Annotated in this window: 23 protein-coding genes; 6 read left to right on the top strand and 17 right to left on the bottom strand. The window is 67.7% G+C overall.

What is annotated here, in order from left to right; genetic code table 11:
* Positions 1 to 34: 34 nt before the first annotated feature.
* The 4 genes from ABIC90_RS17275 to ABIC90_RS17260 are packed head-to-tail and all read left to right on the top strand — an operon-like array spanning position 35 to position 4,471.
* On the top strand, positions 35 to 1,279 hold the full coding sequence (locus ABIC90_RS17275; protein ID WP_354356056.1) for an acyl-CoA dehydrogenase family protein: 1,245 nt from the start codon (positions 35 to 37) through the stop codon (positions 1,277 to 1,279).
* Positions 1,276 to 2,256 (top strand): ABC transporter substrate-binding protein, encoded by a 981-nt coding sequence (locus ABIC90_RS17270; RefSeq protein WP_354356054.1) that lies wholly within the window; start codon positions 1,276 to 1,278, stop codon positions 2,254 to 2,256. Before ABIC90_RS17275 ends, ABIC90_RS17270 begins: the two co-directional genes overlap by 4 nt.
* Complete coding sequence (locus tag ABIC90_RS17265) at positions 2,253 to 2,852, top strand: cysteine dioxygenase (RefSeq protein ID WP_354356052.1); 600 nt, start codon at positions 2,253 to 2,255, stop codon at positions 2,850 to 2,852. The genes ABIC90_RS17270 and ABIC90_RS17265 overlap by 4 nt, the downstream gene beginning before the upstream one ends.
* Entirely contained in the window at positions 2,849 to 4,471 is a 1,623-nt protein-coding gene (locus ABIC90_RS17260; protein WP_354356050.1) for a rhodanese-related sulfurtransferase, read from the top strand. The genes ABIC90_RS17265 and ABIC90_RS17260 overlap by 4 nt, the downstream gene beginning before the upstream one ends.
* Before the next feature lie 61 nt (positions 4,472 to 4,532).
* On the opposite strand, the gene ABIC90_RS17255 is transcribed toward ABIC90_RS17260, so the two are convergent.
* Positions 4,533 to 5,141, bottom strand: coding sequence for a TetR/AcrR family transcriptional regulator (locus tag ABIC90_RS17255; protein ID WP_354356048.1), 609 nt, complete (start codon positions 5,139 to 5,141; stop codon positions 4,533 to 4,535).
* Between the two features lie 59 nt (positions 5,142 to 5,200).
* Here ABIC90_RS17255 and ABIC90_RS17250 point away from each other — a divergent pair, with 59 nt between their 5' ends.
* A complete protein-coding gene (locus ABIC90_RS17250; RefSeq protein WP_354356046.1) occupies positions 5,201 to 5,836 on the top strand; it encodes an NAD(P)H-dependent oxidoreductase in 636 nt (211 codons plus the stop codon).
* Positions 5,837 to 6,048: 212 nt separating this feature from the next.
* On the opposite strand, the gene ABIC90_RS17245 is transcribed toward ABIC90_RS17250, so the two are convergent.
* The 8 genes from ABIC90_RS17245 to ABIC90_RS17210 form a co-directional block, all read right to left on the bottom strand.
* A complete protein-coding gene (locus tag ABIC90_RS17245) occupies positions 6,049 to 7,539 on the bottom strand; it encodes a DEAD/DEAH box helicase (RefSeq protein WP_354356044.1) in 1,491 nt (496 codons plus the stop codon).
* 133 nt (positions 7,540 to 7,672) lie between these two features.
* Entirely contained in the window at positions 7,673 to 8,560 is an 888-nt protein-coding gene (ypfJ, locus tag ABIC90_RS17240; RefSeq protein ID WP_354356042.1) for a KPN_02809 family neutral zinc metallopeptidase, read from the bottom strand.
* A 107-nt stretch (positions 8,561 to 8,667) separates the two neighbouring features.
* A complete protein-coding gene (gene dcd / locus ABIC90_RS17235; protein ID WP_354356040.1) occupies positions 8,668 to 9,234 on the bottom strand; it encodes a dCTP deaminase in 567 nt (188 codons plus the stop codon).
* An 82-nt stretch (positions 9,235 to 9,316) separates the two neighbouring features.
* Positions 9,317 to 10,603: a guanine deaminase gene (gene guaD / locus ABIC90_RS17230; protein ID WP_354356038.1), complete on the bottom strand. Its 1,287-nt coding sequence runs from the start codon at positions 10,601 to 10,603 to the stop codon at positions 9,317 to 9,319.
* Between the two features lie 103 nt (positions 10,604 to 10,706).
* Positions 10,707 to 11,807, bottom strand: a complete 1,101-nt coding sequence (locus ABIC90_RS17225) for a BMP family ABC transporter substrate-binding protein (RefSeq protein ID WP_354356036.1) — start codon at positions 11,805 to 11,807, stop codon at positions 10,707 to 10,709.
* Between the two features lie 116 nt (positions 11,808 to 11,923).
* Positions 11,924 to 14,458, bottom strand: a complete 2,535-nt coding sequence (locus ABIC90_RS17220) for a penicillin acylase family protein (RefSeq protein ID WP_354356034.1) — start codon at positions 14,456 to 14,458, stop codon at positions 11,924 to 11,926.
* 94 nt (positions 14,459 to 14,552) lie between these two features.
* On the bottom strand, positions 14,553 to 15,359 hold the full coding sequence (locus ABIC90_RS17215) for a helix-turn-helix domain-containing protein (protein WP_354356032.1): 807 nt from the start codon (positions 15,357 to 15,359) through the stop codon (positions 14,553 to 14,555).
* Between the two features lie 86 nt (positions 15,360 to 15,445).
* The gene (locus ABIC90_RS17210; RefSeq protein WP_354356030.1) at positions 15,446 to 16,396 is read right to left on the bottom strand and encodes a LysR substrate-binding domain-containing protein; all 951 of its coding nucleotides are present in this window, start codon (positions 16,394 to 16,396) and stop codon (positions 15,446 to 15,448) included.
* Between the two features lie 97 nt (positions 16,397 to 16,493).
* On the opposite strand from ABIC90_RS17210, the gene ABIC90_RS17205 reads away from it, so the two are divergent.
* Positions 16,494 to 17,801: an MFS transporter gene (locus ABIC90_RS17205; protein WP_354356028.1), complete on the top strand. Its 1,308-nt coding sequence runs from the start codon at positions 16,494 to 16,496 to the stop codon at positions 17,799 to 17,801.
* Here ABIC90_RS17205 and ABIC90_RS17200 read toward each other — a convergent pair.
* The 8 genes from ABIC90_RS17200 to ABIC90_RS17165 all read right to left on the bottom strand — a co-directional run bounded on the left by ABIC90_RS17200 (position 17,762) and on the right by ABIC90_RS17165 (position 26,784).
* Positions 17,762 to 18,823, bottom strand: a complete 1,062-nt coding sequence (locus ABIC90_RS17200) for an adenosine deaminase (protein ID WP_354356026.1) — start codon at positions 18,821 to 18,823, stop codon at positions 17,762 to 17,764. The genes ABIC90_RS17205 and ABIC90_RS17200 overlap by 40 nt on opposite strands.
* Before the next feature lie 131 nt (positions 18,824 to 18,954).
* Positions 18,955 to 19,329 carry a hypothetical protein gene (locus ABIC90_RS17195; RefSeq protein WP_354356024.1) on the bottom strand — a complete coding sequence of 125 codons (375 nt, stop codon included), beginning with the start codon at positions 19,327 to 19,329 and terminating at the stop codon, positions 18,955 to 18,957.
* 84 nt (positions 19,330 to 19,413) lie between these two features.
* On the bottom strand, positions 19,414 to 20,586 hold the full coding sequence (locus tag ABIC90_RS17190) for a BMP family ABC transporter substrate-binding protein (protein ID WP_354356022.1): 1,173 nt from the start codon (positions 20,584 to 20,586) through the stop codon (positions 19,414 to 19,416).
* A 49-nt stretch (positions 20,587 to 20,635) separates the two neighbouring features.
* Positions 20,636 to 21,556 carry an ABC transporter permease gene (locus ABIC90_RS17185; RefSeq protein WP_354356020.1) on the bottom strand — a complete coding sequence of 307 codons (921 nt, stop codon included), beginning with the start codon at positions 21,554 to 21,556 and terminating at the stop codon, positions 20,636 to 20,638.
* A 1-nt stretch (position 21,557) separates the two neighbouring features.
* A complete protein-coding gene (locus ABIC90_RS17180) occupies positions 21,558 to 22,703 on the bottom strand; it encodes an ABC transporter permease (protein ID WP_354356018.1) in 1,146 nt (381 codons plus the stop codon).
* Positions 22,696 to 24,222: an ABC transporter ATP-binding protein gene (locus ABIC90_RS17175; RefSeq protein WP_354356016.1), complete on the bottom strand. Its 1,527-nt coding sequence runs from the start codon at positions 24,220 to 24,222 to the stop codon at positions 22,696 to 22,698. The genes ABIC90_RS17180 and ABIC90_RS17175 overlap by 8 nt, the downstream gene beginning before the upstream one ends.
* A 111-nt stretch (positions 24,223 to 24,333) precedes the next feature.
* A complete protein-coding gene (locus ABIC90_RS17170; protein WP_354356014.1) occupies positions 24,334 to 25,713 on the bottom strand; it encodes an NCS2 family permease in 1,380 nt (459 codons plus the stop codon).
* 78 nt (positions 25,714 to 25,791) lie between these two features.
* Complete coding sequence (locus ABIC90_RS17165; RefSeq protein WP_354356012.1) at positions 25,792 to 26,784, bottom strand: LysR family transcriptional regulator; 993 nt, start codon at positions 26,782 to 26,784, stop codon at positions 25,792 to 25,794.
* Positions 26,785 to 26,838 lie beyond the last annotated feature (54 nt).

Genomic DNA, 26,838 nt, shown 5'->3' with positions numbered 1-26,838 from the left:
TTCCGCGTGCCGGCGGCCCGGTACCGTGCAGGCCATGAGTGCACTCCCCTTGCGCCGCCCGTCGGCCACGCCTGAAGAAATTCCATCCACCACCGTCGATGCGGCGTTGCTCGCGCGGCTGTCGGCGCAGTTCGCCGCCACCGCAGCGGACCACGACCGCAGCGGCGCCTTCCCGCGAGAGAACTTCGAGGCCCTGCAGGCGCACGGCCTCATCGGCCTGGTGGCGCCCGCTGCTTACGGCGGCGGCAGCGCCACGCTGGCGACGGCACGGCGCGTGATCGCGGCCGTGGCACGCGGCGAGCCGGCCACCGCGCTGATCCTCACCATGACCTACCTGCAGCACCACGCGCTCACGCGTGGCGACAACCGCTGGCCGTCGCAACTGCGCGAACGCGTGTCGCGCGATGCGGTGGAGCGCGGCGCGCTCATCAACGCGCTGCGCGTGGAGCCCGCGCTGGGTTCACCGGCCCGCGGCGGCCTGCCCTCGACCGTGGCGCGCCGCGACGGCAACGGCTGGAAGATCGACGGCCACAAGCTCTACACCACCGGCATCGAAGGCCTTGCATGGCTCGCCGTGTGGGCACGTACGCATGAAGCCGATGAAACCTCGCCGCGCACCGGCGTGTTCCTGGTTCCGCGCCACGCCCCCGGCGTGCGCGTGATCGCCAGCTGGGACCACCTGGGCCTGCGCGCCTCGGGCAGCCATGAAGTGATCTTCGAGAACGTGGCCATCGACCTGGACCACGCGGTCGACCTGCGTGCGCCGGCCGACTGGGCGCCCGATGCCGGCAGCCAGACCGACATCGACGCGCACGCCACCCAGCAGGCCTGGATGACGGTGCTGCTCGGCAGCCTCTACGACGCGGTGGCGCAGGCCGCGCGCGACTGGCTCGTGGGCTTCCTGAACCAGCGCGCGCCCGGCAGCCTGGGCGCCCCGCTCGCGAGCCTGCCGCGCGTGCAGGAGCACGTCGGCGAGATCGAGGCGCTGCTGCGCACCAACCGCGTGCTGCTCGACGATGCAACCGGGGCTGTCGACCACGGCCAAGCCCAGCCGGCCACCGACAGCGGCCTGCTGAAGTACACGGTGACGAACAACGCGATCCGCGCGGTCGAGCTCGCGCTGCAGCTGAGCGGCAACCACGGCCTCACGCGGCAGAACCCGCTGGAGCGCCACTACCGCGACGTGCTGTGCAGCCGCATCCACACGCCGCAGAACGATGCGATCCTGGTCGGCGCGGGCAAGCGCGCGCTGTTTTCTTTTTCCGGAGTTGCCGCATGACCGATCCGTTGTTCTCCAAAACCTCGCGCCGCAGTTGGCTGCTGCAAGGCGCGGCACTTTCGCTGGCCGCAACCACAACGCTGCGCACCTGGGCGCAACCGCAGACCACGCTGATCCTGGGCGACCAGGCCGGCGGCCTGCGCGCGCTGTTCGAAGCCTCGAAGGCCTTGGACGGCGCACCGTTCGCCTACCGCTGGGCCAACTTCCAGGGCGCGGCGCCGCTCTTCGAGGCGCAACGCAGCGCCGCCGTCGACACCGCGGTGGCCGGTGATCTGCCGGTGCTCGCGGCAGCGGTCGGCAAGACGCCGCTCAAGATCGTCGCCACGCGCGTCGGCAAGCCCGATGCGCTGGGCATCGTGGTGCAGGCCGATTCGCCGCTGCGCAGCGTGGCCGACCTGCGCGGCAAGACGGTGATCGTCTCGTCCGCGCGGGGCAGCATCTCGCAGTACCAGCTCTACGGCGCGCTCGAAGAAGCGGGCGTTCCGCGCAGCGAAGTGACGGTGAAGTTCGTGCTGCCCACCGATGCGGCTGCCGCGTTCGCGTCGAAGCAGATCGACGCGTGGGCCGTTTTCGATCCGTACTACGCGATCGCGCTGCAGCAGGGCGGGCGCATCCTGCGCGACGGGCGCGGCATCAACACCGCGCTGGGCTTCATCACCGCGAGCGAGCATTCGCTGGCCGATCCGGCCAAGCGTGCGGCCATCGTGCAGTTCCTCGACCGCCTGGGCCGCGCGGGCGACTGGGCGCTGGCCAACCCCGAGGCCTATGCGCAGGCCTACAGCCAGCTCACGCGGCTGCCGCTAGCGTCGGCGCGCATCATCACTGCGCGTGCGTCGGTGGCGGGCCGGCCGGTGAGCGAGGCCGACATCGTCGCGCTGCAGGCGGTGGCCGACCGCTCGGCGCGCGACGGCATCCTGCCGGTGCGCGTGGACGTGCGTGCCATCACTGACGCTCAACTCTGGAAGCGCCCGGCGTGATCGCGCCGCTGCGCGACTTCGTCGGCGCCTTCGGCCGGCTGCTCGACAGCGCGCCGGACGAGCCCCGCATCCTCGCCGAGGGCGGCTCGCTCCTGCGCACGCTGGTGGCGCGCGACGACTGGCTGCCCGATACCTTCGCCCAACCCGACCCGGCGCGCTACCGGCAGTTCCTGCTGCATGCCGACAGCACCGAGCGCTTTTCTGTCGTGAGCTTCGTCTGGGGACCGGGGCAGGCCACGCCGATCCATGACCACACGGTGTGGGGCCTGATCGGCATGCTGCGCGGCGCGGAATACAGCCAGGGCCATGTGCTCGACGCCAACGGCCGCGCGCAGCCGCAGGGCGATGCGGTGCGGCTCGATGCCGGCGACGTGGAGGCCGTGTCGCCCACCGTCGGCGACCTGCACCGCGTGCACAACGCGCATGCGGACCGCGTGTCGATCAGCATCCACGTCTACGGCGCCAACATCGGCGCGGTACGGCGGCATACTTACCCGGCCGAGGGTGGGCGCAAGCCTTTTGTCTCGGGCTACTCCAACACGCTGCTTCCCAACCTCTGGGACCGCTCCGAAGAACTCAGAGCTACATCCGCATGACGACTGCCGCATTTCCCCTTGTGCCCTTTGCCGCCGTGCGCGAACGCCTCATCGCGCGCGACGAGACGGCGCTGCTCGACGTCCGCGAGGAAGATCCGTTCGCGCAGGAGCACCCGCTGTGGGCGGCGAACCTGCCGCTCTCGAAGATCGAGATCGAGGCCTGGCGGCGCATTCCGCGACTGGACACCTTCATCGTGCTGTATGGCGCGCACGGCGGCACCGACCTCGCCCCGCTCGCCGCGCGCACCTTTGCTGCGCTGGGCTACACCAACGTGCACCTGCTCGAAGGCGGCCTCGAAGGCTGGCGCGCGGCGGGCGGCGAGCTGTTCCGCGACGTCAACGTGCCGAGCAAGTCCTTTGGCGAACTGGTCGAGCACGAGCGGCACACGCCGTCGCTCTCGGCGCCCGAAGTGAAGGCGCTGGTCGAGGGCAAGGCCAACGTGGTCGTGCTCGACGCGCGGCGTTTCGACGAATACCAGACGATGAGCATCCCCTCGGCCACCAGCGTGCCCGGCGCGGAGCTGGTGCTGCGGGTGCGCGAGCTCGCGCCCGATCCGTCGACGCAGGTGATCGTCAATTGCGCGGGACGCACGCGCAGCATCATCGGCACGCAGTCGCTGGTGAATGCGGGCATTCCGAACCCGGTGGCTGCGCTGCGCAACGGCACCATCGGCTGGAAGCTCGCGGGGCAGGTGCTGGACCACGGCGCGGACCGGCAGGCGCCGGCTGATGTGTCCGATGCGCACCGCGCGCAGGCCGCAGCCGATGCGCGCCGGGTGGCCGATGCGGCCGGCGTGCGGCGCATTCCGCTCGATGCGTTGCAGACGCTAGAAGCGCCGCACCGCACCGTCTACCGATTCGACGTGCGCACGCCCGAGGAATATGCAGCGGGCCACCTGCCCGGCTTCGCGAGCGCGCCCGGCGGGCAACTTGTTCAGGAGACCGACCACCAGGTGCCGGTGCGCGGTGCGCGCATCGTGCTGGCGGACGACGATGGCGTGCGCGCGTCGATGAGCGCATCGTGGCTCGCGCAGATGGGGTGGGAGGTCCATGTGCCCGATACGGCGCCTTCGGCTTCCGCGTTCACGGAGACAGTGGCGCCATCGCCGGCCTACCCGCCGGTCGCGGCAGCCGTCGGAGAGATCGCGCCCAAGGCACTGGCCGAGTTGCTGAAGCAGCCCGGCACCGTCGTGCTCGACGTGACCACCAGCGCCAACTACGTGAAGCGCCACATTCCGGGCGCCTGGCACGTCATTCGCGCACAACTCGCCGGTGCCATCGATGCAGTCATCCCCGCATCGCAGCGCTATGTGCTGACGTGCGGCAGCAGCCTGCTCGCCCGCTATGCCGCAGCCGACCTGCGCACGCTGCTCGATGCGCGCGGGCAGCGCGATGTCGAAGTGCTGGTGCTGACCGGCGGCAACACGGCATGGTTTGCTGCGAGCCTGGAAGCGGAGACCGGCGAAACGCGCCTCGCGACGGCGCGCACCGACCGCTATCGCCGCCCCTATGAAGGCACCGATGCGCCGGTAGAAGCGATGCAGGCATACCTCGACTGGGAGTTCGGCCTGGTCGCGCAACTGGCGCGCGACAGCACGCATCATTTCAGGGTGATCTGAGCCTTCGGGCTGTTGCCGAATCGCTTCGCGGGCGAGACGCGCGCATCTTCGGCCGTGTGGTTCAGGCCCTCTGCACGATCCGCACAATCGCGTCGTAGATTTCATTCTCCGCATCCCCCGGACTGAACTCGCCCGCAGCAGCAGCAAACGACACCGCCTCCGCCGCGCCCAGCACCGCGCGCATGGCGGCCGGCGCCATGGGCTGTTTCGCGAACGGCTGCAGCGCGTCCCGACACTTCACCAAGAACGCAGCCTCAAGCGCCTTCTTCAACGCGTCGAGCTCGGGCGACCCGGCCAGCGCGGCGCTGATGCCGGGCATCTCGCGACCCATCTCCATGACGCAGTTGACATAGGTCGAGGCAATCACCTTCGCCACGGCGCGCAGCGACTTGCCCGACGCCCGCAAGGCCTCGTCCATCCGTGCATGCTGCCGGCTGTCGTATTCCCCGTAGAGGATGCCCAGCAGGCCGGTCCGTGTGCCGAAATGGTCATACACGACGGGCTTGGTCACCCCCGCGCGCTCCGCCAGATAGCCCAGAGTGAGCGCATCGGTTCCTTCGCTGCGCACGATGGACCACGCGACATCCATGAGCTGACGGCTGCGCTCGTCCTTGGAAAGGCGTTTCTTTGCTGCGGCTTGCTCAACCGGTTTCGTCTGCTTGCTTGACATCTTTAACCTACCAAAGGTAACCTACTAAAAGTAGTTTACACCCCGCACAAGGAACCGCCATGCATGCCCTCATCGTCGTCAGCCATCCCGATTCCAAGTCCCTCACGCACGCCATCGCGCGCTCGTTTGCCGCAGGAGTCGAGGAATCCGGTGACCACACCACCGAGATCGCCGACATCGCCGCAGAAGGTTTTCAGCCGGCCTTCAACCGGGACGACCGCTTCGCGTACCTTCTCCAGGCACCCTTGCCATCGGATATAGCGCGCGAGCAGGAGCGCATCGACCGGGCCGACGCGCTCGTGCTCGTCTACCCCGTCTACTGGTGGTCGTTCCCCGGCCAGCTCAAAGGCTGGATCGATCGCGTGTTCTCCAATGGATGGGCCTATGACGAAGCACCGGATGGCACCCTCGGCAAACGGCTCGGCCGCCTTGCGGTCCACCTCGTCGGCATCGGCGGCGCGGACGGCGGCACCTATGCGCGGCACGGCTACGACAAGGCGATGCGCACACAGATCGATCACGGTATCTTCGATTTCTGCGGCGCACGCGTCGTCACCTCGGAGTTTCTGCTCGACGTGAACGGGCGAGCGGCGCCGTCCCATCTCGTCACCGCGCGGGCCCTCGGCTGCAATGCGTTCGAGAAGGCAGCATCGGTCGGCGGCAATCTGTCGGCGGTCGCCGAGCAACCAGGCTGAGGCGAACACAGCGGGATACGGTGAGCGACTGCCGTTCGAATTCACCCGCCTGTCGCAAGCTTTCGGTAGGCGTTGTCGTAGTTCGGCACGGGTGGTGACACCGCCAATGCTGCGAACTCGCCGCGCGCCATTGCGTTCTTCAAAAGAAATCTTGCCAAAGACAAAAGGCCGGGGATCACCCGGCCTTTTGTCTTGCGCTGCGTTCGAGGCGATCAGCTCGGCTCTGCGCTCTTGAACAGCGCCGCGACCTTGCGCTTGCTCTTGATGTTGCTCGAGATGCCGCGCGCGGGCGCGGCCTTGGCGGCAGCTTCCCACGCCGGCGTGGCCTCGGCGGCCTGGCCCGGCTCGTAGGGCTTGTCGAAGAAGGGATCGCGCGACGCCGAAGGCGCCCGGTGCGGGCGTGCGCCGCCGCCGCTGCTGCCACGACGGGGAGCATCAGCACCGAAGCTGCTGCCGCTGCGTTCGCGCGGCTGGTCGAGCACATCGCGTGCGTCGCCGGCTTCGCCTTCTTCGCGCCAGTGGCGGCGTCCGTCGTTGATGCGACCGCGCGGACGGTCTTCTTCGAACTCGACAGGTTCGAGCTCGATCTTCTTCTTGATCAGTTTTTCAATGTCGGCCACCAGGCGGGCATCGTTGCCGCCGCTGGCAAAGCTCACGGCCAGGCCCGAGGCGCCGGCACGGCCGGTGCGGCCGATGCGGTGAACGTAGTCTTCGGCGTTGAACGGAATGTCGAAGTTGAAGACGGCGGGCACGTCCTTGATGTCGAGGCCGCGGGCCGCGACGTCGGTGCACACCAGCAGGTCGACTTCGCCGGCCTTGAACGCGGCCAGCGCCTTCAGGCGTTCGTCCTGGCTCTTGTCGCCGTGCAGCGCAGTGGTGCGGTGGCCGTCGCGTTCGAGCGAACGGGCCAGGCGTGCGCAGCCGAGCTTGCTGTTGACGAACACGAAGGCCTGCGTGATGCCGCGCTGCTTCACGATCTGTGAGAGGGCGCGGCGCTTGTCGTCGTCGCTCACGCTGAAGAAGCGCTGCTCGACGGTGGAAGCCGTTTCGTTCGGCCGCGCCACTTCGATGGTGACCGGGTTCTGCAGGTAGCTGCCAGCCAGGCGCTTGATTTCAGGCGAGAAGGTGGCCGAGAACAGGAGCGTGGTGCGCTGCTTGGGCAGGTAGCTCAGGATGCGCTGCAGGTCGGGCAAGAAGCCGATGTCCAGCATGCGGTCGGCCTCGTCGAGCACCACGTATTCGACCTGGTTGAGCACCGCGTTCTTGGCTTCGATGTGATCGAGCAGGCGGCCGGGCGTGGCCACCAGCACTTCGACGCCCTTCTTGAGTTCCAGCGTCTGCGGCTTCATGTCGATGCCGCCGAACACCACCGTGCTGCGCAGGTTGGTGTACTTGGCGTAGAGCTTGACCTGTTGCGCGACCTGGTCGGCCAGTTCGCGCGTGGGCAGCAGCACCAGCGCACGCACCGGATGCCGCGCGGGCGAGGTGGAGGCGTTTTCGTGCTTGAGCATGCGCTGCAGCAGGGGGAGCGAGAACGCCGCCGTCTTGCCGGTGCCGGTCTGCGCGGCGCCCATCACATCCTGGCCCGACAGCACGACCGGAATGGCCTGCTCCTGGATCGGTGTCATGGTCTCGTAGCCCATTTCGGCTACGGCGCGGGCCAGCGGTTCTGCCAGCGAAAGATTGGAGAAGGAGCTTGTCATTGAGCCCGCTATTGTCGCATTGCCGCAAAAAACGGCAGTGACAGCGTTGTGAAAACGCCCGCGACACCTTCGTTGCTATTTAATCAATAGCAACAAAGGTACTGGACACGCGGGCTTTCCGGGCCGGGGGAACTCAGAGATTCTTCGTGTTGAAGGTATCGCAGGACTTCATGTCGCCGCTCTGGTAGCCCGTGCCGAACCACCGCTGGCGCTGGGCGCTGCTGCCGTGGGTGAAGCTGTCGGGCACCACGGCACGGCCTGCCGAACGCTGCAAGGCGTCGTCGCCGATCTTCTGCGCGGCGTTCATGGCGGCCTCGATGTCGCCCGGGTCCAGCCATTTCTTCGATTCCTGCGAATGGTGCGCCCACACGCCCGCAAAGCAATCGGCCTGCAGTTCGACGCGCACGCTCATCGCGTTGTTCTGCGACTGGCTCAGGCGCCCGCGCATGCCGTCGACCTTGGCGGTGATGCCCAGCTCGTCCTGCACATGGTGGCCCACCTCGTGCGCGATGACGTACGCCTGCGCAAACTCGCCCGGTGCGCCGAGCTGGTTCTTGAGCGTTTCGTAGAAGCCCAGGTCGATGTAGACCTTCTTGTCGCCCGGGCAGTAGAACGGGCCCATGGCCGATTGCCCGGTGCCGCAGGCAGTGGGGGTCGCGCCGCGAAACAGCACGAGCCGGGGCGCCTGGTAGCTGCCGCCGTTCTTGCGGAAGAGATCGGTCCACACCACTTCGGTGTTCTTGAGCACGGTCGACACGAAGGCCGCTTCGCGGTCGTTCGCCGGCGGCTTGGGCGCGGGGCCCTGTTGCTGTTGCTGCACCGGGGCCGGGCCGCCGCCACCGCTGAGCATGCTCAGCACGGTGAGCGGATTGATGCCGAAGACCCAGCCCGCGACCAGCGCGACCGCGATGGTGCCGATGCCGATGCTGCGGCCGCCGAAGAAACCGCCGCCTCCGCCCCCACCGCCCTGCCCGCGGCGGTCTTCGACGTTTTCGGATTGTTCGTTGCCTTCCCATCTCATCGCAGTCTCCTTGGCCGGCCTTGCGGAAGCAGCCGGTGACGGCAGGATGGTACTTGTCCGGGCGCGGCGCGGGGTAACCGGGCGTCAGCGCCCGGCCCGTCGCCGCGTCAGGTTTTGGGCAGAGTGACGCCGCGCTGGCCCTGGTACTTGCCGCCGCGGTCCTTGTAGCTGGTTTCGCAGACCTCGTCGCTCTCGAAGAACAGCACCTGCGCGCAGCCTTCGCCCGCGTAGATCTTGGCGGGCAGCGGCGTGGTGTTGCTGAATTCCAGCGTCACGTAGCCTTCCCACTCGGGCTCGAAAGGGGTCACGTTGACGATGATTCCGCAACGCGCATAGGTGCTCTTGCCGAGGCAAATGGTGAGCACGTTGCGCGGAATGCGGAAGTACTCGACCGTGCGCGCCAGCGCGAAGCTGTTGGGCGGGATGATGCAGTAGTCGCCGTGCATGTCGACGAAGCTCTTCTCGTCGAAGTTCTTCGGGTCGACCACGGTGCTGTGGATGTTGGTGAAGACCTTGAATTCAGGCGCGCAACGGATGTCGTAGCCGTAGCTGGAGGTGCCGTAGCTGATGATCTTGTGGCCGCCGGCCTCGCGCACCTGGCCGGGCTCGAAGGGCTCGATCATGCCGGTCTGCTCGGCCATGCGCCGGATCCATTTGTCGCTCTTGATGCTCATATGCGCTCGCTGATGCTGCTGCGGGGGAATCGGGGCCGAATTGTGGCATGGGCGCCCTGTGCGCCCTCCCCCGGGGCGCAGTTCAGCCCGCCTGCGAAATCACCGTGCGCTCGACCAGCCGGTCATCGCCCAGCACGATCATCGCGAACAGCAGCTCTTCGAGGTTGTTGGCCAGCTTCGTCTTGCGCGCGAGCAGCGGCGTGGCCGAGGGGTTGAGCACCAGGAAGTCGGCCTCGCAGCCCGGCTGCAGGTTGCCGACCACGCCGTCGAGCCCCAGCGAACGCGCCGCGCCGCCGGTGTGGTGCCACCAAAGCTGCGACGGCGCAATGCTCAGGCCGGTCTTGGTCTGCCCTTCGCGGCCCACGTAGTAGGCGGCCATCATGGTCTGGAAGGGGCTGAAGCTGGTGCCGCCGCCCACATCGCTCGCCAGGCCGTAGGGCGCCTGGGCGCGGTCGGCCGCGCCGAAGTCGAAGAAGCCGCTGCCCAGAAACAGATTGCTCGTCGGGCTCACGGCGGCGGCCGTTTTCGTCTCGCGCATCAGGCGGCGGTCTTCGTCGTCGATGTAGATGCAGTGCGCGTACACCGCGCGCTCGCGCATCAGGCCGAAGCCGGCGTACACGTCCAGGTAGGAGCGCGACTGCGGATACAGCTCGCGCGCCCATTGCACCTCGTCGCGGTTCTCGGCCACGTGCGACTGGATCCAGGTGTCGCCGTACTTCGCGGCCAGTTCGCCCGCGCCGCGCATCTGCGCATCGGTGCTGGTGGGCGCAAAGCGCGGCGTGATGGCGTAGCCCAGCCGGTCGACGTTGTGCCACTTGCGGATCAACGATTCGGTATCGACCAGGCTCTGCTCGGTGTCGTCGCGTACGCCGTCGGGCGAGTTGCGGTCCTGCAGCACCTTGCCGGTGATCATGCGCAGCCCGCGGCGTTGCGCGCTCTCGAAGAAGGCATCGACCGAGGCGACGTGCGAGGTGGCGAAGGTGAGCGAGGTGGTCACGCCGTTGCGCAGCAGCTCGTCGAAGAACACATCGGCCACTTCACGTGAATGCGCGGGGTCGACAAACTTGCTTTCGGCCGGGAAGGTGTAGTTCTCGAGCCAGGGCAAGAGGCCGGCGGCGGGCGCGCCGATGATGTCGGTCTGCGGAAAGTGGATGTGCATGTCCACGAAGCCCGGCGCGAGGATGCGGCCCGGCAGGTGGGTCACTTCGGCATCGGGATGGCGCGGCGCCACGGCGGCATGGCTGCCGGCATCGACCACGCGCTGGCGGCCGGCACCGTCGGGCGCAACGACCAGGAGGCCGTCTTCATCGAAAACGGCTTGGCCGTCGGCGTCGAATCGCAGGAGGGAGGCGCGGTAGGCTTTTTTCATCGTGGATGCGGAGGGTAATCCAGCCCCGCGCCGTCGCAATTTCCATGCGCGTATGAGTGCTATATGCGGAACGCACTCTGCGCGCGCCGCCGAAACAGCCGGTTCAGCGCGTCACGCGCCCCTGCACGCCTTCGGCCAGCCAGTTCATCTTCAGGATCTGCTCGTCGCTCAGTTGCGCGCCCCTGGCGATGACGACGCGGCCTTCGTTGTCGCGCACATCGCCGTTCACCGCGCGGAACGGCTGCAGCTTGCCCGCCGCGATGTCCTGCTGCCGTGCCAGCACTTCCTGCTGCACGGCCTTGGGCACCTTGGAGCCGAAGTCGCCGACGCGGATCATTCCTTCCTTCACGCCGCCCCAGAGGTTGGCGCTCTTCCAGGTGCCGTCGAGCACCGCTTTCGCGCGCTGCGTGTAGTAGCCGCCCCACTGGTGGGTGACCGCGACGATCTGCGCATCGGGCGCGATCTTGAGCATGTCGGAGTGATAGGCCACGGCCATCTTGCCGCGCTCCTGCGCCGCGGCCATCACCGCGGTGGAGCCGGTGTGAAAGGCGACGACGTCGGCGTTCTGGTTGAAGACGGCCATCGCGGCGTCGCGCTCCTTCGGCGGATCGAACCACTCGTTGAGCCACACCACGACCACCTTCGCATCCGGGTTCACCGAACGCATGCCCAGCGTGAACGCGTTGATGCCCTGCAGCACCTCTGGAATCGGAAAGCCCGCCACGTAGCCCGCGACATTCGTCTTCGTCATGCGACCGGCGGCGATGCCCGCGAGATAGCGGCCTTCGTAGTAACGCGCATTGGCGGTCGCCACATTCGGCGTCTGCTTGTAGCCGGTGATCGATTCGAACTTCACATCCGGAAAATCGCGCGCCACCTTCAGCGTCGGCTCCATGTAACCGAAGCTGGGCGTGAAGATCAGCTGGTTGCCCTGCTGCGCCAGGTCGCGGATCACGCGTTCGGCATCGGCGCCTTCGGCCACGTTCTCGACGAAGGTGGTCTTTACCCTCGCGCCGAGCGCTGCGTCCACAGCCTTGCGGCCCTCTTCATGCTGGCGCACCCAGCCTGCGTCGGTGACCGGCGCGACATAGACGAAGCCGATCTTCAGCGGCGCCTTGGCGGCCTGCGGTTGGGAAAAAGCGGGAGATAGAAAACAGGCGGCTGCCCACGCCAGAACGGCGCGGCCCGCGAGGTTTTTGTACATGGTGGTCCTCTACATGGCCCCGGAAAAGCAAAAACCCGCAGCCGGCCGGGACGCCCGGCTGCGGGGTGCGGATTCTAAGACCGGGGCTTCAACCCGCGCCCAGCCTTGCTCGCGCCCTATTCGCTCACCACCGCACTGCGGTAGGCCGCATCGCCCTTGATCTCCGCTTCCGAGAATGGCACCTTGAGCCACTGCCCGGCGCTGTACGCACGGGTGTAGTCGGCGTTGTGCGCCGAGGCCGGGTCGTCCGACTGCGAGAACGTGAGGAAGGTGTGCGCCTCCACACCGCCCTCGGGAAACCGCACGATCTGCATGTAGCTGTTGCCGTTCGGGTTGCCGTCCATCGTGTAGCCGCCCTGGTCGAGCCGGTTTTCGGAGCACGCGATGGTGAAGTAGCCCGGCCCGCCGCACCCGCCGTAAAGCGGAATCTTCTGGCCGCCGCGCGTGGCGAACACGTAGTCGCCGCGCTGGGCATCCAGCGCGTAGCCGCTGGCTTCCACGCGTGCCACGGCGGCGCCGAAGGCCTGCTGCAAGGCGGCCGATGCGCCGCTCTTCAGGTCGCGCGGCGTATGGATCGGATCGCTCGCGCTGAACGGCACGTTGTAGAGCGTGGCCGACGACAGCAGCGAGGCCCGGTTCCAGAACTCGTCCCAGATGTGGGCGCCGCGCGCGCCGCTCACGCCGGTGTTGTTCCACGCCTGGAGCACGGCACAGGCCGGCCCGGTATCGACATCGCGGCCGATGGCGGCGCCGCCCTGCGGATCGGTCGCCACGTTGATCGTCGGCGTCGCGCACACCATGGCCAGCGCCTGCGCCTTGAACAGCTCGGCCGTCAGCACCCGGCTGTTGAGCACCATCTGCTTGACGGTGTCGGGGGTGGCCACCTTGCCGGGGTAGTTGTCGGTGCCCGCGAGGCGCCCCTGCGCGAGCAGGTTGCCCAGCCGCGTGCGGAAGGTGACGGGCGCGGTGCCCGCCGGGCCCATGATGTCCGGGTAGCCGGTCAGCGGTGCGTTCGGATTGGCTAGCCAATAGCTGTCGTTCATGTTGGCGACGTAGTCGTCGCGCATCAGGCTGGGCATGCGGGCCGGGCCGAGCGCGCCCGTCTGGGCAGAGTCGGCATCGGTCTGCCAGTCGCACTCGCTTTTCGACCCGTCGAAGACGGGCACGCGCGGCAGCGAAGGGCCGAGCGCCGCGCCCAGCGGCGTCGTGCAACTGGCCACCTGCGTCGGCGACACGTTGGGAATCGCGCCGATGTCGGCATACCAGGACTTGGCCGCGCCGCGGCCCACGGCCACGGTGTTGACCCATGGAATGGCCGACTCCTCGCGCTGGATGGCGATGAACTCGTCGAGCGACTTCGCCTGGTTCCAGCGCAGCCAGTTCCTGAATGTGCGGTAGTTCTCGCCGTTGATGTCGCGGATCGCGAAGGCGGAGGTCTGGCTCCAGCCCAGCGCCGCGTTCAGCGGGGCCAGGTTGACCATCGGCCCGTACTCGGACTTGTAGAGCGTGCGGGTCACCGGCGCCACGCTGCCGTCTGCCTGCTTCACGTTGACGGTGATGTTCAGCGCCTGCATCTTCACCGCGCTGCCGTCACGCATGTAGCTGGTCGGGTCGCCCGATGCGAGCTTCAGCTCGAAGAAGCCGAAGCGGCGCGCGGTCGACACCGTGTGGCTCCATGCAATGTTGTCGTTGAAGCCGATGAGGATCACCGGAATGCCCAGGAACGAGGTGCCGCTGATGTTGAGCTGGCCCGGAATGGTGAGTTGCGCCTGGTAGAAGCGATCGGGTCCGCGCCAGTACCAGTGCGGATTGCCGAAGAGCAACGGGCTGGCATCGCCGGTGGCGGCGGTGCCGAAGCCGATCATGTTGCTGCCCACGCCTTCGTGCCCGCCCACCTGCAGCTCGGGCACGCGCGTGCCGCCCTCGGCGAGTTGCAGCGGCGCCTTGCTGAGCTTGCCGCGCGAGGCGGTCTTGGTGGGTGCTACCGGTGCGGGTGCGATCGCACTGGCGATGTTCGGCAGGAAGTTGCTGTAGCCGCCCGCGAGGTTGGCCGCGTACATGCGGCGGTAGATGTCCTCGGCGGTGATGGGCTTGACCCACGCCTCGCTGCGGCAGGCTTCGTGCGCCGTGCCGCTGGCCTTCACGTCGCGCACGTAGCGGTTGTAGCCGGCGGCAAAGCCCTCGACCAGTTGCTTGAGGTTGTCGGGCTGCGCCGCGATCATTTTGTCGAGCACATCGGCCGAGATCACGTGCTTGTGGAAGAAGTCGGCGTCGATGTTCTTCGGCCGCGCGATGGTGCTCGCGGCCACGAGCTGCGCGTCCGCGCCGAAGTACTGCGAGCGCTCGCCGCGATAGGTGAGGAACGAGTCGGCCATCGTGCACAGGTCGTCTTCGGCCTGCGCAAACCCGTAGCCATAGCCCACGCCGGGCCAGTTGTCGGCCTTGATGTGCGGCACGCCCATCGCGGTGCGGCGGATCTCGGCCTTGTAGGTGCCTTCGGGCGGCGGGTTGGTGGGCGGGTTGCCGCCGATGGGCAGGAAAGAGAACCCGTTGCCGCCACCTCCACCGCCGCCGCAGGCGGTGAGCGCGGCGGCGGTCGCCAATGCAAGCAAGGACAGCGGCATGGCGCCGCGCGAGGATGTCTGTCTCATTGATGTCTCCAGTTGATGCTCTCTTGATGGAGCACCGCCAGCTTAGGCAGGGAGACCGGCTGCGGCTTGAACGTAGCCGCTGTCCTCGGGAGGATCAGTGAACCGTCGCCCTGCCCCAAGCATGCGAGGCCTGCGCGTCCGCCGTCACATGCACCTGGCTCGCAAGAAAGGACGGCGGCAGGCCGAAGTAGCGCTGGAAGGTGCGGCTCATGTGGGCCGCATCGGTGAAGCCGCTGGCCAGCGCCACGTCGGTGAGCGGCCGGCGGCCGGTGAACTGCTGCACCGTGCGCCGCACCTTGGTCCACAGCGCATAGCGCTTGACCGACACACCCACCTGCTCGGCGAACAGATGGGTCAGGCGGTCGGGCGAGAGACAGGCCACCGCCGACAGCTCCTTCAGCGAGATCTGGCCCGCGTGCTCGCGGATGGCCTGCAGCACACGCGCGATGCGCCGGTCGATGGGCGTCACATGCTCCGGGCATTCGGTGATCGCCTCGACCATCTTCGCGCTCAGCAGCTGCAGTTGCGGGTCGCCCAGCATGCCGCGCTGCGCGGGGTCGAAGTCGTCGCGCAGGCGCCCGAAGCGGCGCGCATCGATGGCCTGGATGCCGTGGCCGCCCATGCAGCGGGCCAGCATGCGGTAGGCGCCGGAGGCCGGGTCGAGGTTGAGCGACAGCAGCCCGCAGCCATCGACATCGAGCCGGCGCGACACATGCGGCGCCACCAGCGCGGCGGTGCAGCGCACGCGCGTGCCGTCGACGGCTTCCAGCGTGAACGGATGCCCGCTGACCGACGCCAGCAGCGTGGCCGACGAGCGCGCCGTCAGCCCCGACTGGATCGCCGGCGTGATGTAGAGGAACCGGTCATCCCACAGATGCAGGAAGTTTTGCGCGTTGGCCATGCGGTATCGCTTGTGTGTGTTGTCTCCAGCGGCGGATTCTCAGGCATTGCCACAGCGTCGATGAGAGGGATTGTGCTCAGTGCAACTCAGTGCAATTGCGCAGGGTCCGACCGCACATGCTGGCGCACCGCTTCGAGCAGGAGCGTGGCCAGCCGGCCCACGGGCGCTTCGGCATTGGCCTGCGCGCGGTAGAGCGCCAGCGACATCTGCGGCAGCGCCGGAAGGCCGACCGCGGTGCGGTCGATGGCACGCACATGCGAGGGCAGCCCGAAAGGCGTGCGCACCGTCAGGCCCAGGCCGGCCGAACTCGCCGCCCACAGGGCCGCGAGGCTCGCGCTCGTGAACGCGTGGCGCCACGGCACGCCGGCGCGGTCCAGCGACCTGGTGACGATGTCGCGCAGCGGGCATGGCGCGTCGAGCAGCACCAGCGGCAGCGGCTCCCTGGACTTGCGCGCGCCGTGGCCGCGCTGCGCGCGCTCTTTCCACCACGACGCGTCGAGTGCATCGGTCGATGCGGGGCCTATCCACTGCAGCGGCAGCCGCGCCACGCGCTCGGCATGCAGCGATGGCGGGTGATCGCCCGCATCCCACGCCAACGCCAGGTCGAGCTGGCCGAGTTCGAGCCGCTCGCGCAGCTCGGCGCTGCGCGCCACGCAGGCCTCGATGCGCACCTTGGGGTGCGCGCGTGCAAAGCGGCCCAGCACGGCGGGCAGCAGCGTTTCGCCGAAGTCTTCCTGCAGGCCGAGCCGCACCCAACCCTGCAGGTCGACGCCGCGCATCGCTGCGCCCGCTTCCTCGTTGAGTTCGAGCATGCGGTGCGCGTAGGCCAGCAGGGTTTCGCCCGCGTCGGTGAGTTCCAGGCCGCGGCCTGCCTTGCGGAACAGCACCGTGCCGGCCTGCGCCTCCAGCTTCTTCAGTTGCGCGCTCACCGCCGAGGTGGAGCGGCCCAGCCGGTCGGCCGCGCGGGCATAGCTGCCGAGTGCGATGCCGGTGGAAAAACTGCGCAGCACATCGAGATCGAACATCACCTGGGACATGGCATCTTCCTTATTCAATCGTCCTGATTTTCAGCACGATTGATCAATTATTTTCTGATTTTCAAAACCTTTGCAACGGCGGACACTGCTTTGCACCATGACCTCATTGACCCTTTCCGCCGCCTCATGCCTGCCCCGCCACCGCTGGAAAGTGCTGGCCGCCGGCGTGGCCGCCAACGCGGCCTTTTCCGTGGCGTTCAGCGGCATTCCGATGACCGCGGTGCTCATGCGCACCGGCTACCAACTCGACAACGCCACGCTCGGACTGGTGCTCGGCCTCATGGGCCTGGGCATTGCGGTGAGCGAGCTGCCGTGGGGCCTGTTGACCGACCGCTGGGGCGACAGGCCGGTGCTGCTGACCGGCCTGGGCAGCACCGCGCTCGCGCTGGTGGGGATGGCGCTCTGGGCCGCGCCGAGCGCACAGCACATCCCCAGCCTGGGCTGGCTCTCCGCGGGGCTGCTGCTGGTCGGCCTGCTGGGCGGCAGCGTGAACGGGGCGAGCGGCCGTGCGGTGATGACGTGGTTCGACGCCGGCGAACGCGGCCTCGCGATGAGCATCCGCCAGACCGCCGTGCCGCTGGGTGGCGGCATCGGCGCGCTGGTGTTGCCGTATGTGGCGCTGCATTTCGGCTTTGCCGCGCTCTACGGCCTGCTGGCGGTGCTGTGCGCGCTGAGCGCGGTGATGAGCTGGGCCTGGGTGCACGAACCGCCCATCGTGCCGCGCGCCGACGCTGCCCTCGCATCGAACGCATCGAGCCCATTCCAAAGAGGCCCGCTGCGCGACGCGCGCGTGTGGCGCATCGTGCTGGGCATCGGCATCCTCTGCGCGCCGCAGTTTGCGGTGCTGTCCTTCGGCACGGTGTTCCTGCACGACTTCGGCCATGCGGGCCTTGCGACGATCACCGCCACCATGGTCTTTACGCAGGTCGGTGCGATGGTGATGCGCGTATGGAGCGGCCGATGGACCGACCGCCGTCGCAACCGCCCGGCCTACCTCCGCGCCTGCAGCGCGCTCAGCGTGGCGCTCTTCGCCGCGCTCGCGGTGCTGGTGATGGCCGCGGGCACGCACACCGCCGACTCACCGGCGCTGCGCATCGCGCTGGTCGTCCTGCTGGGGGTGAGCGGCGTCTGCGTGTCGGCCTGGCACGGCGTGGCCTACACCGAGCTCGCCACGCTGGCCGGTGCGGCGCGCGCGGGCACGGCGCTGGGCATGGCGAACACCAGCGTGTTCCTGGTGTGCTTCGTCACGCCCTTTTCCATTCCGCACCTGCTCGCACTGCAGGGGTGGCCGATGGTGTGGTTCGCGGCCAGCGCCTGTGCGCTGGTGGCGATGCCGCTGCTGGTGCCGCGGCCCGCCGTTGCGGATCAGAAGCTTGCGAAGACGGCGTTGAGCCGGTCCACATAGGCGCGCTTGGCCGCCGCGTCGATGAAGCTGCCCTCGAAGCTGTTGGCCGCGAGCTGCCAGGCCTGCTGTGCATTGAGCCCGGTCGCCGCAAAGGTCTGCGTGAAGTTCTGGTTCATGTAGCCGCCGAAGTAGGCGGGGTCGTCCGAGTTGACGGTGGCGACCAGGCCCGCGTCGAGCAGCGCGCCCAGGTTGTGCTGCGCGAGGTCCGGGAACACGCAGAGCTTGAGGTTCGACAGCGGGCACACGGTGAGCGGAATGCGGTCTTGCGCGAGCCGCTTCATCAGCGCCGGGTCCTTGGCGCTCTGCACGCCGTGGTCGACGCGCTCGACCTTGAGCACGTCGAGCGCGCTCCACACGTATTCGGGCGGGCCTTCTTCGCCCGCGTGCGCGACCAGATGAAAGCCCAGTTCGCGACATCGCGCGAACACGCGGGCGAACTTCTCGGGCGGATGGCCGACCTCGCTGGAATCGAGGCCGACGCCGATGAACTTGTCCCGGAACGGCAGCGCCTGCTCCAGCGTCTCGAAGGCTTCTTCTTCGCTCAGGTGGCGCAGGAAGCACAGGATGAGCGACGCGCTCACGCCCAGCCTGGGCTGCGCATCGACGCACGCGCGATGCAGGCCGTTGACCACCGTCTCCATCGACACGCCGCGCGCCGTGTGCGTCTGCGGGTCGAAGAACATCTCGGTGTGCACCACGTTGTCGGCCGCGGCGCGCTCCAGGTAGGCCCAGGCCATGTCGTGGAAGTCCTGCTCCTTCAACAGCACGCTGGCGCCGGCGTAGTAGATGTCGAGGAAGCTCTGCAGATTGGTGAAGGCGTAGGCCTTTCGCAGGTCTTCGACGCTGGCGTAGGGAATGGCCACGCCGTTGCGCTGCGCGAGCGCGAAGATCAATTCGGGCTCCAGCGAGCCTTCGATGTGCATGTGCAGCTCGGCCTTGGGCATGGCGCGCAGCAGTTCGGGCAGGCGGTCGGCGGGAATGTGGTCGAAGCTCTTGTCGAAGGCGGGGCGAAAGGCGGTCATGGCGTGGGAAATCTGCGTTGTGATCCCGCACAGCATAAGGGCAGCCAGTGCCTGCGCGATCGGCGAAAACGTATACCCTCAAGCGAGGGCGCGGACGCAAGGAGTTCGTCGTTGCGGCGACGCGGCCGCCTTCACTGGCAGACCAGCTCGGTCCTGGCCACCGCGCACAGCCTGGCAACCTCGGCCTTCGACAGGAACTCGCTCGTCAGGCTGTTGAGCATCAGCACCGCCGGATAGAGGCGCGCATCCTGCGGGTTCGCGCGGTAGGCCTTCAGCAGCAACTGCTGGCCGGCCTTGCCGCAATGTTTGCGCTGCATGCGGTTGATCTCCTTGTCGCGCGCCGAGCCGTCGCCGTTGAACTCGCCAGCGAAGTGGAAGCACATCTCGGTGTCCGAGACGGCCTTCTGCAGCGGCTGCTCCCCCTTCGAGAACTTCGCGGGCCCGCCGGCGAACGACAGCGAGACCGACAGCAGCGCGGCGCCCGCGATGAAAGACATCAGCTTCATGGTGCGAACCTCTCGTTGAAAAAAAAGCTGCCAACAAGTGGCAGCTTTCCATCGGCACAAGGCCCCTGCCTGGGGGCGACCCGATTACTTCTTGTCGCCGCCCGGCACCTTGCCTTCCACGCCCTTGACGTAGAAGTTGATGCCGGTCAGAAACTTGTCGTCGGCCACGGCGTCCTTGGCGATCACTTCCTTGCCGTCCTGGCCGAGGATGGGGCCCTTCCAGATCACGAAGCTGCCGTCCTTCAGGCCCTTCTTGATTTCTTCGACCTTGGCCTTGGTTTCGGCAGGCACGTCTTCGGCGATGGACACCAGGTCGATGGCGCCTTCCTTCACGCCCCACCAGGACTGGCCGGTGGCCCACTTGCCGTCCAGCGCGTCCTGCGTGGCCTTGATGTAGTACGGCGCCCAGTTGATGGTGGCCGAACCCAGGTGGGCCTTGGGACCGTAGGCGGTCATGTCCGAATCCCAGCCGAAGGCGCGCTTGCCTTTTTCCTGCGCGGTCTTGAGCACGGCGGGCGAATCGGTGTTCTGGAACAGCACGTCGGCGCCGCCGTTGATGAGGGCGGTGGCTGCTTCGGTTTCCTTCGGCGGGCTGAACCATTCATTGACCCACACGACCTTGGTGGTGATCTTCGGGTTGACCGATTGGGCACCCATCGTGAAGCTGTTGATGTTGCGCAGCACTTCGGGAATGGGTACCGAGCCGACCACGCCCAGCGTGTTGCTCTTGGTCATGGTGCCCGCGATCACGCCGGCCATGTACGCGCCTTCGTAAGTGCGGCTGTCGTAGGTGCGCATGTTGTCGGCCGTCTTGTAGCCGGTGGCGTGCTCGAACTTCACGTCCTTGCTGTCGTTCGCGACCTTGAGCATGGGCTCCATGTAGCCGAAGGTGGTGCCGAAGATCAGCTTGTTGCCCTGGCCGACCAGGTCGCGGAACACGCGCTCGGCATCGGCGCCTTCGGGCACGCTTTCCACGAAGGTGGTCTTGATCTTGTCGCCGAATTCCTTCTCGAGCGCCTTGCGGCCGTTGTCGTGCGCGAAGGTCCAGCCGCCGTCGCCCACCGGGCCGATGTATGCGAATGCGATGTTCAGCGGCGCGGCCGGTGCCGGTGCGGCCGCAGCGGGTGCCGGAGCGGGCGCGGGCGCCGCTGCCGGTGCTGCCGCTTCTTCTTTCTTGCCGCAGCCGATCAGGGCCGCCGAAGCGACCGCCGTGAGGGCAGCCAGCTTGAGCAGGGAGCGCTTGTTCAGATCATTCATTGTCGGAAATCCTCGGTAAGGACGGGTTGGCGGGAAAACGGGAACGCGATTATGAGCCGGGGTAGAACGGTTTCCCTATGGAAGCCGGCATGTTGATGCGGATGAACGCGGGGTTGCGCGAAATCAGCGCCAGCACCACGATGGGCGCGATGTACTGCAGCATGCTGAGGAACTGCGGCGGCACGTCGACCCCGCTGCTCTGCAGGTGAAAGCCCAGCATCGAGACGCCGCCGAAAAGGTAGGCGCCCAGCAGCACGCGCACCGGCCGCCAGGTGGCGAAGGTGGTGAGCGCCAATGCGATCCACCCGCGACCCGCGACCATGCCTTCGACCCAGAGCGGTGTGTAGACGGTCGAGAGGTAAGCCCCGGCCAGCCCGCACAGCGCGCCGCCCGCGACCACCGCCATGAAGCGGATGCGCCGCACCGGGTAGCCCAGCGCATGGGCCGACTCGGGCGATTCGCCCACCGAGCGCAGCACCAGGCCCGCGCGCGTGCGGTACAGGAACCAGATGAGGCCGACGGTCAGCACCACCGCGAAATACACCATCGGGTGATGGCGGAACAGCGCGGGGCCGACCAGCGGAATGTCGGCCAGCACCGGAATCGCGTAGCTCGCGCTCTCGGGCAACTTGGCCTGCACGAAGTTGATGCCGACGAAGGCCGAGAAGCCCACGCCGAACAGGCTCAGCGCGAGCCCGGTCGCGTACTGGTTGGTGTTGAGCCAGATCACCAGCACGCCGAAGAAGGCCGCGAGCACGGCGCCCGCCGCCATGCCGGCCAGAAAGCCGAGCCAGGGGTTGCCGGTGATCACCACCGTCGCAAAGCCGGCGATGGCGGCGCAGAGCATCATGCCTTCGGCGCCGAGGTTGACGATGCCGGCCTTCTCGTTGATCAGAAGGCCCAGTGCCGCAATGGCCAGGACGGTGCCTGCGCTCAGCGTGGAGCCGAGCAGGAGTGCGTAGCTGTCCATGTCAGAGGGCTCCTTCGTTCGGGCGCGCAACGGGCGCGGTCAGCGGCGTGCTGGCTTGCAGCGAGCTCGTGGCCATGGCGGCGGCTTTCGCGGCCGCCTTGCGGCGGATGCGGTAGGCGATGAGCGTGTCGCAGGCCAGCAGCGTGAACAGCAGCAGTCCCTGGAACACGCCGGTCAGCGACTTCGGCAAGCCCAGGCGCGACTGCGCCAGCTCGCCGCCGATGTAGAACATGCTCATGAGGATGGCCGAAAACACCATGCCCACCGGATGCAGCCGCCCGACGAAGGCCACGATGATGGCCGCGAAGCCGTAGCCCGCCGGCACATAAGGCGTGAGCTGGCCGAGCGGCCCCGCCACTTCGAGCGCACCGGCCAGGCCCGCGGCACCGCCCGAGGTGAGCAGCGCGATCCACACCGCGCGCCGCGCCGAGAAGCCCGCATAGCGCGCCGCCGCCGGGGCGAGACCGCCGACCTGCTGCGCAAAACCCGCGCGCGTGCGGAACAGGAACACCCACAGCACGCCCACACCCACCAGCGCGATGATCAGACCGATGCTCACGCGCGAGCCCTTGAAGAGCCGCGGAATCTGCGTGACCGCCTCGAAGGTCTTGGACTGCGGAAAGTTGTAGCCCTGCGGGTCCTTCCACGGGCCGAACACCATGTAGCTCAGGAGCAGCGTGGCCACGTAGACCAGCATCAGGCTCACGAGGATTTCGTTGGCGTTGAACTTGTCGCGCAGGAACGCCACGATGCCCGCCCACACCATGCCGCCGAGCGTGCCCGCGACAAGGATGGCGACAACGATCCATGAGCCCGTGTTCTTGTCGGCCAGCAGCGCCACGCCACCCGCGACGATGGCGCCGAACACGAACTGCCCTTCGGCGCCGATGTTCCAGACGTTGGAGCGAAAGCACACCGCCAGGCCCAGCGCGATGATGAGCAGCGGCGTCGCCTTGATCATCAGCTCACCGAGCGCGTAGCCGTTCTTGATGGGCTCGTAGAAGAACACCATCAGGCCCTTGACCGGGTCCTTGCCGAGCGCGGCGAACAGCGCCACGCCGATCAGCACGGTGATGAGCAGCGCCAGGATCGGCGAGGCAAAGGTCCAGAAGCGCGAAAGCTCCGGACGGGGTTCGAGCTTAAACATGGGCGGCCTCCCCGGTCTTGTGTTCTTGCCAGAGGCCGCTCATCCATTCGCCGATCTGCGGCAGCGTGGCCGCGGCGCGGTCGATGGAAGGCGAGAGCCGGCCCTTGGCGATCACATGCAGGCGATCGCTGATCTCGAACAGCTCATCGAGCTCTTCGCTGACCACCAGCACCGCGCAGCCGGCATCGCGCAGCGCAAGGATCTCGCCGCGAATGAGCGCAGCCGCGCCCACGTCCACGCCCCAGGTCGGCTGCGAGACGATGAAGAGCCTGGGGTTGGCGTCGATCTCGCGGCCGACGATGAATTTCTGCAGGTTACCGCCCGAGAGCGAGCGCGCCGCCGCACGCGGCCCGCCGGCCTTGACGTTGAAGCGCTCGATGATCGATTTGGCGTGCTTCTCCAGCACCGAGGTGCGGATCCATCCGCCCTTGCCCACCGCATTGCTGCGCGTGAGCAGCAGGTTGTGCGCCAGGCCCAGCGTGGGCACCGCGCCGCGGCCAAGTCGCTCCTCGGGAACGAAGTGCAGGCCCAGCGCGCGCCGCGCACGCGGGCGCAGCCGACCGGCGGGCTTGTCGAACACATCCACCATCGACGCGTCGGCGCGCACGTCTTCGCCCGAGAGCGTGTAGAGCAGTTCCTTCTGGCCGTTGCCCGAGACGCCCGCAATGCCCACCACTTCGCCCGCGCGCACTTCGAACGAGATCCCGTCGAGGTCGACACCGAACTGGTCTTCGCGCGCCAGCGTCAGCCCCTTCACGCGCAGCGCCACGGCACCCGCGTGCACCGGGCGGTGCTGCAGCGCCGGCGGCTCGCTGCCGATCATCAGGCGCGAGAGCGAGGCGTTGCTTTCGTTCTGCGGATTGCACACGCCCGTCACCTTGCCGCCGCGCAGCACGGTGCACGCGGTGCACAGCTCGCGGATCTCATGCAGCTTGTGGCTGATGTAGAGGATGCTGCAGCCCTCGGAGGCCAGCTTGTTGAGCACAGTGAAGAGCTTGATGACCGCCTGCGGCGTGAGCACCGAGGTCGGCTCGTCCAGGATCAGCAGCTTGGGGTTGGTGAGCAGCGCGCGGATGATTTCCACCCGCTGCATCTCGCCCACCGACAGCGTGTGCACCGGGCGCGAGGGGTCGATGTCCAGGCCGTACTCGCTCGCCTTGGCGGTGATGCTGCGAGCCACTTCGGCCAGCTGCAGCGACTTGTCCAGGCCCAGCCATACGTTCTCGGCCACGGTGAGCGTGTCGAACAGGCTGAAGTGCTGGAACACCATGCTGATGCCCAGCGCCCTCGCCTGCTGCGGGTTGCGCAGGGTGACGGCCTGGCCGTCGAAGGTGACCGTGCCTTCATCGGGCTTGACCGAGCCGTAGATGATCTTCATCAAGGTCGATTTGCCGGCGCCGTTCTCGCCGAGAACGGCGTGGATTTCGCCGGGCGCCACGGCCAGCGAGATGTCGCTGTTGGCCACCACCGCGGGATACCGCTTGGTGATGTGCGCGAGCTGGAGTCTGGGGGTTGTCATGCCGGGTTTCGTGGGTTTGTCTCGTTCAACGTCAACAAGCGGGAACAGCTATCAGTTTAATAGCACTGATGGCTGTTGCCGCGTCCATCGGCGCCCGACGGCGCTTCGTTTTCAGTGTCCGCCGACGTAGGCGAACTTGAACAGGAAGATGGCCGCGATCACCCACACCATCGCATGCACTTCCCGTGCCCGGCCGGTGCACAGCTTGAGCACCGCATAGGTGATGAAGCCGAAGGCCAGGCCGTTGGCGATCGAGTAGGTGAAGGGCATGGTCAGCGCGGTCACCGCGGCGGGGATGACCTCGGTGGTGTCTTCCCAGTCGAGCTCGACCAGGTCGCGCAGCATCAGGCAGCCCACGAAGAGCAGCGCCGGTGCGGTGGCATATGCAGGCACCGAGCTCGCGAGCGGCGAGATCATCAGGCAGGCGAGGAACAGCACCGCCACCACCACGGCCGTGAGGCCCGTGCGCCCGCCCGCCTGCACGCCCGCCGCGCTTTCCACATACGCCGTGGTGCTCGAGGTGCCGAGCAGCGAGCCCGCGAAGATGGCGCCGCTGTCGGCCAGCAGCGCCTTGTTCATGCGCTCCATCTTGCCGGGCACCAGCAGGCCCGCGCGCTTGGCCACGCCCATCAGCGTGCCGGTGGCGTCGAACATCTCGACCAGGAAGAACACCAGCACCACATTGAGGATGCCGCCCTGGAGCGCGCCCAGGATGTCCAGCTGCATGAAGGTGGGCGCGATCGACGGGGGTGCGTCGAACACGCCGTGGAACTTGTTGCCGCCGAAGAAGAACGACAGCACCGTCACCAGCAGGATCCCGATGAGGATCGCCCCGCGCACCTTGAGCCGGTCGAGCGTCACGATGACCAGGAAGCCCAGCGTGGCCAGCACCACCGGTGCCGAGTGCAGGTCGCCCAGCGTGACGAAGGTGGCCGGCGAAGCCGCGACGATGCCCGCGCTCTTGAGCGCGATGAGCGCGAGGAACATGCCGATGCCCACCGTGATCGCCGTTCGCAACGACTGCGGTATGCCCGCGATGAACAGCTCCCGCAACCCGGTGACCGTGACGATGAGGAACAGGCACCCCGAGATGAACACCGCCCCCAGCGCGATCTGCCATGTGTAGCCCATGCCCAGCACCACCACGTAGGCGAAGTAGGCATTGAGGCCCATGCCCGGCGCCATGGCGATCGGGTAGTTGGCGTAGAGACCCATGATGAGCGTGCCCAGCGCCGCGATCAGGCAGGTGGCCACGAAGACGGCACCCTTGGGCATGCCCGCGTCGCCCAGGATCGAGGGGTTCACGAAGATGATGTAGGCCATCGTCAGGAAGGTGGTGAGCCCTGCGATGACTTCGGTGCGCACCGTGGTGTTGTGCTCGGTGAGCTTGAACATGCGTTCAAGCCAGTTCGCGTTGAGCGGCGCGGTGCGCGGCGCTGTCCCCGAGGCGTGGGGATCGGCGCCCTTGGGCACCTCTTCAAACCTGTTCATGTCGCTTGTCTCCAGCTGTTTTATGTGGCGGTTCATTCAAACGTGGCCTCGGTCGCGACGCCGGCGCGACCGAAGGATTCAGGGTGGGTCTCGGGTGTCGGGCGCCTCAGGCGCAAGGCCTCGCGCGGAAGGTGCGGAGAAAGCCGGCCGCAGCGAGGCGGCCACGTCCTTGATGCATTCGCGCAGCCAGCGCGCGGAGCTCGACGAATGGGTGCGTTCGTGCCAGAGCTGGTAGTACATGAGCCGCGGCAGCGCCACCGGGCAGTCGAGAATCTTCACCGGCAACCGCGCGGCAAAGCGCTCGCAGTACTGGCGGCCGGTGGTGAGCACCAGAAGGCTCGACGCCACCATGTCGGGAATGAGGCTGAAGTGCGCGCAGCGCGCGGTGATGTTGCGCTGCCGGCCCAGTTCGTCGAGCATCTGGTCGATGATGCCGCGCCCGCCCGGATGCATGGGCGTGGGCGCGATGTGCTCGGCCGCGAGCCAGGTCTCCAGGTCCCAGCCGCGGCGCACCGCCGGGTGGTCCTGGTTGACCAGCGACACCACCTCGTCGCCGAAGAGCCGCGCCATGTGCAGGTCTTCCGGGGGCTTGAGCCAATTGCCGATGACCAGGTCGACCTGGCCTAGCGCCAGATGCCCGTGGTAATCCGAATCGGGCGAGAGTGCATGGATCTCGATCTGGCACAGCGGCGCCTCGCGCTTCACATGCGCCACCAGCATCGGCAGGAAGAGCGGGTCCATGTAGTCGCTTGCTGCAATGCGGAAGGTGGTGGCCGCCGACTGCGGCTCGAAGCCGCGCGCATCGGAGAACAGCATCTCGGCCGCTCGCAAAATGCTCGCGGCCGGCTCGATCATCCGCAGCCCCGCATCGGTGGGCACCATGCCCGAGCCCGAGCGCACCAGCAGCGGGTCGCCCGACAACTCGCGCAGGCGCTTGAGCGCGGCCGAGACGGCCGGCTGGTACATGCCCAGGCGAATGGCGGCGCGCGAGACACTGCGGTCGGTCAGCACGGTGTGCAGCACCCGGATCAGGTGAAGATCGATCTTGTCGAAAAGCGCCTGGTCACGCATGGCGCACCCCCACGGTCTTCGCGCACTTTGCGCCGCTTCGCCCGGCCCCTGCCG

Source organism: Variovorax boronicumulans (assembly GCF_040544675.1).
GTDB classification, from domain to species: domain Bacteria; phylum Pseudomonadota; class Gammaproteobacteria; order Burkholderiales; family Burkholderiaceae_C; genus Variovorax; species Variovorax boronicumulans_D.
Note: the sequence above shows the minus strand (reverse complement) of the source record. Positions and strands in the feature narration are given on the sequence as shown.

Excerpts from the sequence above, each read along its gene's own strand:
- ABIC90_RS17275 (WP_354356056.1), top strand. The coding sequence starts at position 35 with ATGAGTGCACTCCCCTTGCGCCGCCCGTCGGCCACGCCTGAAGAAATT.
- ABIC90_RS17270 (WP_354356054.1), top strand. The coding sequence starts at position 1,276 with ATGACCGATCCGTTGTTCTCCAAAACCTCGCGCCGCAGTTGGCTGCTG.
- ABIC90_RS17260 (WP_354356050.1), top strand. The coding sequence starts at position 2,849 with ATGACGACTGCCGCATTTCCCCTTGTGCCCTTTGCCGCCGTGCGCGAA.
- ABIC90_RS17255 (WP_354356048.1), bottom strand. The coding sequence starts at position 5,141 with ATGTCAAGCAAGCAGACGAAACCGGTTGAGCAAGCCGCAGCAAAGAAA.
- ABIC90_RS17250 (WP_354356046.1), top strand. The coding sequence starts at position 5,201 with ATGCATGCCCTCATCGTCGTCAGCCATCCCGATTCCAAGTCCCTCACG.
- ABIC90_RS17245 (WP_354356044.1), bottom strand. The coding sequence starts at position 7,539 with ATGACAAGCTCCTTCTCCAATCTTTCGCTGGCAGAACCGCTGGCCCGC.
- ypfJ (WP_354356042.1), bottom strand. The coding sequence starts at position 8,560 with ATGAGATGGGAAGGCAACGAACAATCCGAAAACGTCGAAGACCGCCGC.
- dcd (WP_354356040.1), bottom strand. The coding sequence starts at position 9,234 with ATGAGCATCAAGAGCGACAAATGGATCCGGCGCATGGCCGAGCAGACC.
- guaD (WP_354356038.1), bottom strand. The coding sequence starts at position 10,603 with ATGAAAAAAGCCTACCGCGCCTCCCTCCTGCGATTCGACGCCGACGGC.
- ABIC90_RS17225 (WP_354356036.1), bottom strand. The coding sequence starts at position 11,807 with ATGTACAAAAACCTCGCGGGCCGCGCCGTTCTGGCGTGGGCAGCCGCC.
- ABIC90_RS17220 (WP_354356034.1), bottom strand. The coding sequence starts at position 14,458 with ATGAGACAGACATCCTCGCGCGGCGCCATGCCGCTGTCCTTGCTTGCA.
- ABIC90_RS17215 (WP_354356032.1), bottom strand. The coding sequence starts at position 15,359 with ATGGCCAACGCGCAAAACTTCCTGCATCTGTGGGATGACCGGTTCCTC.
- ABIC90_RS17210 (WP_354356030.1), bottom strand. The coding sequence starts at position 16,396 with ATGTCCCAGGTGATGTTCGATCTCGATGTGCTGCGCAGTTTTTCCACC.
- ABIC90_RS17205 (WP_354356028.1), top strand. The coding sequence starts at position 16,494 with ATGACCTCATTGACCCTTTCCGCCGCCTCATGCCTGCCCCGCCACCGC.
- ABIC90_RS17200 (WP_354356026.1), bottom strand. The coding sequence starts at position 18,823 with ATGACCGCCTTTCGCCCCGCCTTCGACAAGAGCTTCGACCACATTCCC.
- ABIC90_RS17195 (WP_354356024.1), bottom strand. The coding sequence starts at position 19,329 with ATGAAGCTGATGTCTTTCATCGCGGGCGCCGCGCTGCTGTCGGTCTCG.
- ABIC90_RS17190 (WP_354356022.1), bottom strand. The coding sequence starts at position 20,586 with ATGAATGATCTGAACAAGCGCTCCCTGCTCAAGCTGGCTGCCCTCACG.
- ABIC90_RS17185 (WP_354356020.1), bottom strand. The coding sequence starts at position 21,556 with ATGGACAGCTACGCACTCCTGCTCGGCTCCACGCTGAGCGCAGGCACC.
- ABIC90_RS17180 (WP_354356018.1), bottom strand. The coding sequence starts at position 22,703 with ATGTTTAAGCTCGAACCCCGTCCGGAGCTTTCGCGCTTCTGGACCTTT.
- ABIC90_RS17175 (WP_354356016.1), bottom strand. The coding sequence starts at position 24,222 with ATGACAACCCCCAGACTCCAGCTCGCGCACATCACCAAGCGGTATCCC.
- ABIC90_RS17170 (WP_354356014.1), bottom strand. The coding sequence starts at position 25,713 with ATGAACAGGTTTGAAGAGGTGCCCAAGGGCGCCGATCCCCACGCCTCG.
- ABIC90_RS17165 (WP_354356012.1), bottom strand. The coding sequence starts at position 26,784 with ATGCGTGACCAGGCGCTTTTCGACAAGATCGATCTTCACCTGATCCGG.